This is a genomic window from Kitasatospora sp. NPDC059812 (assembly GCF_042732075.1).
In the GTDB taxonomy this organism is placed as follows: Bacteria; Actinomycetota; Actinomycetes; order Streptomycetales; family Streptomycetaceae; genus Kitasatospora.
The window spans coordinates 1-5,135 of the sequence record NZ_JBHWIO010000155.1 but is presented as its reverse complement, the minus strand read 5'-3'; the positions used below and the strand labels follow the sequence as shown (position 1 = coordinate 5,135).

The 5,135-nt window shown below is 73.5% G+C and carries 3 protein-coding genes; 1 reads left to right on the top strand and 2 read right to left on the bottom strand.

The window, feature by feature from the left end; all coding sequences use genetic code 11:
* Nucleotides 1-484 precede the first annotated feature (484 nt).
* Entirely contained in the window at nucleotides 485-1,606 is a 1,122-nt protein-coding gene (rsgA, locus tag ACFV6D_RS38175) for a ribosome small subunit-dependent GTPase A (protein WP_380563317.1), read from the bottom strand.
* Nucleotides 1,607-1,929: 323 nt separating this feature from the next.
* Nucleotides 1,930-2,925, bottom strand: coding sequence for a cytochrome c oxidase assembly protein (locus ACFV6D_RS38170; protein ID WP_079135508.1), 996 nt, complete (start codon nucleotides 2,923-2,925; stop codon nucleotides 1,930-1,932).
* A 302-nt stretch (nucleotides 2,926-3,227) separates the two neighbouring features.
* On the opposite strand from ACFV6D_RS38170, the gene ACFV6D_RS38165 reads away from it, so the two are divergent.
* On the top strand, nucleotides 3,228-4,898 hold the full coding sequence (locus tag ACFV6D_RS38165) for an FtsW/RodA/SpoVE family cell cycle protein (protein ID WP_380563315.1): 1,671 nt from the start codon (nucleotides 3,228-3,230) through the stop codon (nucleotides 4,896-4,898).
* Nucleotides 4,899-5,135: the final 237 nt, after the last annotated feature.

Below are 5,135 nucleotides of genomic sequence, written 5' to 3'. Positions count from 1 at the left end.
TCGCGGAATTAGTGTTTTTGTTTTATTTGGGTGTTATTGTATTTTTTTTAATGGCGCCGCAACCCCCCCCCCCCCCCCCCCCCCCCCCCCCCCCCCCCCCGGCCCGGGCGCCCCCACGCCGGGGGCCCACGCCGGGGGCCCACGCCGGAGGCCCCACACCGGAGGCCCCACACCGAGAGACCCACACCCGGAGACCCGCGCTGGGACGCCCGCACCGGAGAGCCCGCCCCGAGGCCACCCCGGGGGAAGACCGCACCGCGCCGCAGCGCTCGGCGCACGTGCGCGTTGCTCGCGGTCTGGCCGTCGGCCAGGGCGGCTCGCCGCCCTCGGTGACCCGGGTTTCACCGTGGACGACGCCACCGCAGTGGCCCTGAAGCACTTCCGGCTGCCGGCCCGCCCGGCCTCAGCCGAGCCGGGTGGCCCGGGCGGAGGCCGGCCGCGGCCCCCTGATTTCCTGGTCGGCTTTCCTTGTCGGCTTTCCTGGTCAGCGCTTCACGGAGCCTCCCGCGGCGCGCATCGACTTGGAGAGCGACTTCCACTTCTTCGCCCGGGCCGAGGCCAGTCGGGCGTCCGAGCGGGAGGCGATCCACTCGTTCTCGCGCTGGAGCTTGAGGTAGCTGTCCATCCGGCGCTGTGGCAGGGTGCCGTCGGCGAGCGCCGCCTGCACCGCGCAGCCGGGCTCGGTGTGGTGGCCGCAGTCGTGGAAGCGGCACTCCTCGGCCAGTCCGGCGATGTCGGCGAAGGCCAGGTCCACGCCCTCGCCACCGTAGAGGCCGACCTCGCGCAGCCCGGGGGTGTCGATGAGCACACCCCCGCCGGGCAGCGGGATCAGTTCACGGGTGGTCGTGGTGTGGCGGCCCTTCTGGTCGACCGAGCGGGCCTCCTGGACGGCCATCGCCGTGACGCCAGCGAGCGCGTTGGTGAGCGTGGACTTGCCGACGCCGGACTGGCCGATCACGGCCGTGGTGCCGGGCGCGCAGGCGCGCAGCACGTCCATGCCCTCGCCCGTCCCGGCGCTGACCACGAGCACGGTGACACCGGGCGCGACCGCCTCGACGTCGGCGCGGATGAACTCGGCGTCGTCCACCAGGTCGGCCTTGGTGAGGACGACCAGGGGGTCGGCGCCGGACTCCCAGGCCAGGGCCAGGAAGCGCTCTATCCGGCCGAGGTCCGGATCCGCGGCGAGTGAGGCGGCGATCAGGACGGTGTCGACGTTGGCGGCGAGCACCTGGCCGTCGGAGCGCTTGCCGGCCACCTTGCGGATGATCGCGGTCGAGCGGGGCAGCAGTGCGGTGACGGCGGCCATCGGCTGGGCGTGGAGGTCCACGGCGGCCCAGTCGCCGGTGCACGGGCAGTTGATCATGTCGGCGTCGCCGCCCGGGCGGGTGTCGAGCCGGACGGTGCGCGGCTCGCCCGTCTCCGGATCGGCGAGCACGGCGTCGCACTGGCCGCGGTCGACCCGGACGATCCGGGCCGGGATCAGCCCGGCCTCGGCGAGCGGGGTGAAGAGTTCGGCGAGCTCGGGCGTCCAGCCGTAACCGGACAGCGGCAGCTCGTCAGAGGGGGAGGTGGAGGGGAACGACGAAGTGGAGGCAGCGTTGAACAACGCGGTGGGCCCTTCGGGAGGAGATGATCCCGGCGGGCTGCGGCTGGCGCGGAAAGGGTCAGCCGGCGGCCGGGAAGAGGAGGTGAACGCGAGTACTGCCCAAGGCAGCTATCGGGGCGACAACGACCACGGGGTTCACCTCCTGCTCTCTACTCCTCGGGCGGCCGTGAAGGCCCCCGATCTGGACGGGACAAACGCTAGCTGGTGGGGGTGGCGGGGCCAACTGGTTTTTGACCTGCGGAAACGCGGTGAAGGGATCCACAAGGGACCAACATTGGACCTACAAAAGTGCGGGCCCGCGCCCAGGAACCCGCCGGAGCCGACTACCCGCCGTACCGGTGCTTGAGGTTCGGGTCGTCCAGCCACCAGGGCCGCATCCCGGCCTCCTCCTCGGCCGGCAGCCCCGCCGCCTGCGCCTGCGCCGCGGCCTCCTCGAAACGGGCGTCCAGTTCGGCGTCCACCGCCTTGATCTCCTCCCGCCCCTGCACCACCATCCGCCGCACCAGCGCGGCCAGGAACGGCAGCCCGACCAGGTCGCCCAGCACCCAGAGCATGTTGCCGCCCCAGGTCTGGTCCTGCGCCAGGCTCGGCCCCCACGGCCGCCCGAGCGCCACGTAGTAGTGCTCGGCGACCAGGTGGCCGCCGTAGATCAGCACCAGCCCGAGCCCCGCGTCGAAGATCACCTCGGCGAAGGTGATGAACAGCCCGACCAGGTGCGGGTACTCGCGCCCGACCGGGTCGATCTGCAGCCGCGGCCAGAAGTACGCCAGCCCGAGCAGCACCAGCGCCAGGTGTAGCAGCACGTTCCCGAACGCGCTGGACACCGACTCCTCGTACCAGGGCGTGAAGTAGAGCAGCCACGGCGGGGCCATCAGCAGCGCGGTGGAGACGGCCGGGAACATCAGCACCTTGGACGGCCGGCTGCGCAGCGCCCGCAGGATGCGCTCGCGCCGGGCCGGCGGCGCGGCCGCGACCAGCAGCGAGACCGGCGCGCCGAGGGCGAGCAGCAGCGGGACGAGCATCAGCAGCAGCACGACCTGGACGGCCCGGTCGGTGAACAGGATCCGCTCGTACACGCCGAGGCCGGAGCAGGTGCACCAGATCCACAGCAGCAGCCCGCCCAGGAAGGCGGCGGTGCGGGAGGGCTGCCAGCGCTCGCCGCCGGCCCGGTGGACGGTGCGCACCGCGGCCAGGTACCAGCCGCCGAGCAGCACGGAGAGGGTGAGCACCAGCGGTTCGGCCGTCCACGCGGTGGCCAGGTCGGACCACTGCCAGGGCGGTGGTCCGCTGTAGGCGAGCACTCGCACCGCGCCGTCCATCCGTCCGCCCACCTCGTTCGCGCCCTGCCGCCGCCGGCGCCGTCCGGCGGTCCGTCGGGCGCCGCGGACCGGACCGCGGCGCCCCGGCCATGATGGCCTCCCGGCCGGGGCCCGCCGCGCCCGGGGCCCGCCTCTATACCTGCGCCTGAACAAAGCTTTACCGAGCCCGGAAAAAGCTTTGCCCAGGCAAAGTTCCGGCCTCGACGGCCCCCGGACCGCAACCGGCGCAGGGCCGTGTTCGTCTGGCAGGATGCACCGTCGGCGATACCGGCCACGCGGGTGATGACAAGGGGAAGACAAGGGTGCAAGGCACTGCACGCGGCGAGGGCCGCCGGCTGGCGGCGCGCCACCGCAACATCGAGCTGGGCCTGCTGGCGCTCGCGGTGGCCGTCTGTCTGGCGGGGCACATCGACGCCGATCTGGCACTGACCGGCAAGATGCCGCCCGGGCTGCTGGTCCACGGCCTGGCGCTGGGCGGACTGGCCGGGGCGGCGCACCTGGCGGTGCGGCGGTTCGCCCCGTACGCGGATCCGCTGATCCTGCCGCTGGGCGTCTTCCTGACCGGCTTCGGGCTGATGCTGCTGGACCGGCTGGACATCTCCTACGCGGCGGCGCACGCCAAGAAGGGCGACTACCAGAAGCTCCCGGCCGCGCCCTCGCAGCTGATGTGGGTGTTCGTCTCGGTCGCGGTGGCGATCGCGCTGATCGCGCTGATCAAGCACCACAGGTTCTTCCAGCGGTACGTGTACCTGCTGATGACGGGGGCGCTGATCCTGCTGGCGGCGCCCGCGTTCTTCCCGGGCCGGCCGGAGGACTTCGGCGCCAAGCGCTGGATCCGCCTGTTCGGGCTCTCCTTCGAGCCGGACGAGTTCGTGAAGGTCGCGATCACGATCTTCTTCGCCGGCTATCTGATGGCCTCCCGGGACGCGCTCGCGCTGGCCGGCCGGAAGATCTGGGGGATGACCCTGCCGCGCGGGCGGCACGTCGGCCCGGTGCTGGCGATCTGGGTGGTCAGCCTGCTGGTGCTGGTCTTCGAGCGCGACCTCGGCACCTCGCTGATCTTCTTCGGCGTCTTCGTCGTGATGCTGTACGCGGCGACCGAGCGCACCAGCTGGGTGGTGCTCGGCCTGCTGATGGCGGTCGGCGGCGCGGCCGTGGTCGGCACCGTGGAGCCGCACGTGCACGGGCGCGTCGAGGCCTGGCTGCACCCGCTCGACATCTACAAGGAGCACCACGACCCGGCGATCATCTCCGACCAGCCCGCCGAGGCGCTGTTCAGCCTGGGCACCGGGCACCTGACCGGGACGGGCCTGGGCTCGGGGCGGCCGTGGCTGATCGGCTTCGCCGGGCGCAGCGACTTCGTCTTCACCACGATCGGCGAGGAGCTGGGCCTGGCCGGGGTGACGGCGGTGCTGCTGGTGTACCTGCTGCTGGTCCAGCGCGGGCTGCGGACGGCGGTCGGGCTGACCGACCCGTTCGGCAAGCTGCTGGCGACGGGGCTGTCGACGGCGCTGGCGCTGCAGGTGTTCGTGGTGGTCGGCGGGGTGAGCGGGCTGGTGCCGCTGACCGGCAAGGCGCTGCCGTTCCTGGCGGCGGGCGGCTCGTCGCTGCTGGCGAACTGGCTGATCGTGGCGCTGCTGATCAAGCTGAGCGACTCGGCCGGGCGCACGGCGCTGGAACCGGCGCCGCCGAGCCCCGATCCGCTCCCGGCGCAGGCCGGGCCGGCGGGCCGGGCGGCGGCCCCGGGCGGTCCGGCCGCGGTGGATCCGGGCCCGAACCCGAACCCGACCGCGCCGAGCGGCCCGAACCCGACGGCCCCGGAGCTGACGCTCCCACGCCCGGCCGCCCCGGGCCCGGATCCGGACCGGACCGAGGTCAACCCGGCCGCCCCGCACCCCCCGGCCGGGCAGTCCCCGTACGGGTACCACCCGGCCCCGCAGTCCCCCTTCCCGCCGAACCCGTCCACCGCCTGACCGTCCGCCGCCTGACCGTCCGCCGGCCGCCCTCCGGGCAACGGCGAGCCGACGCCAGGAGAAGAACGGCGCCAGGAGACGAACGGACGTCAGGAGACGGCCGGCGTCGGGAGACGAACCGACGCACAGGGCCTCCCCCCCCGGGTGGGGGGGGGGGCCGGGGGGGGCCCCCCCGGCGGCCCCGCCCCCCCCCCGGCCGGGGGGGGGGGGGGTGTTTAGAAAAAAAAAAACCACCCC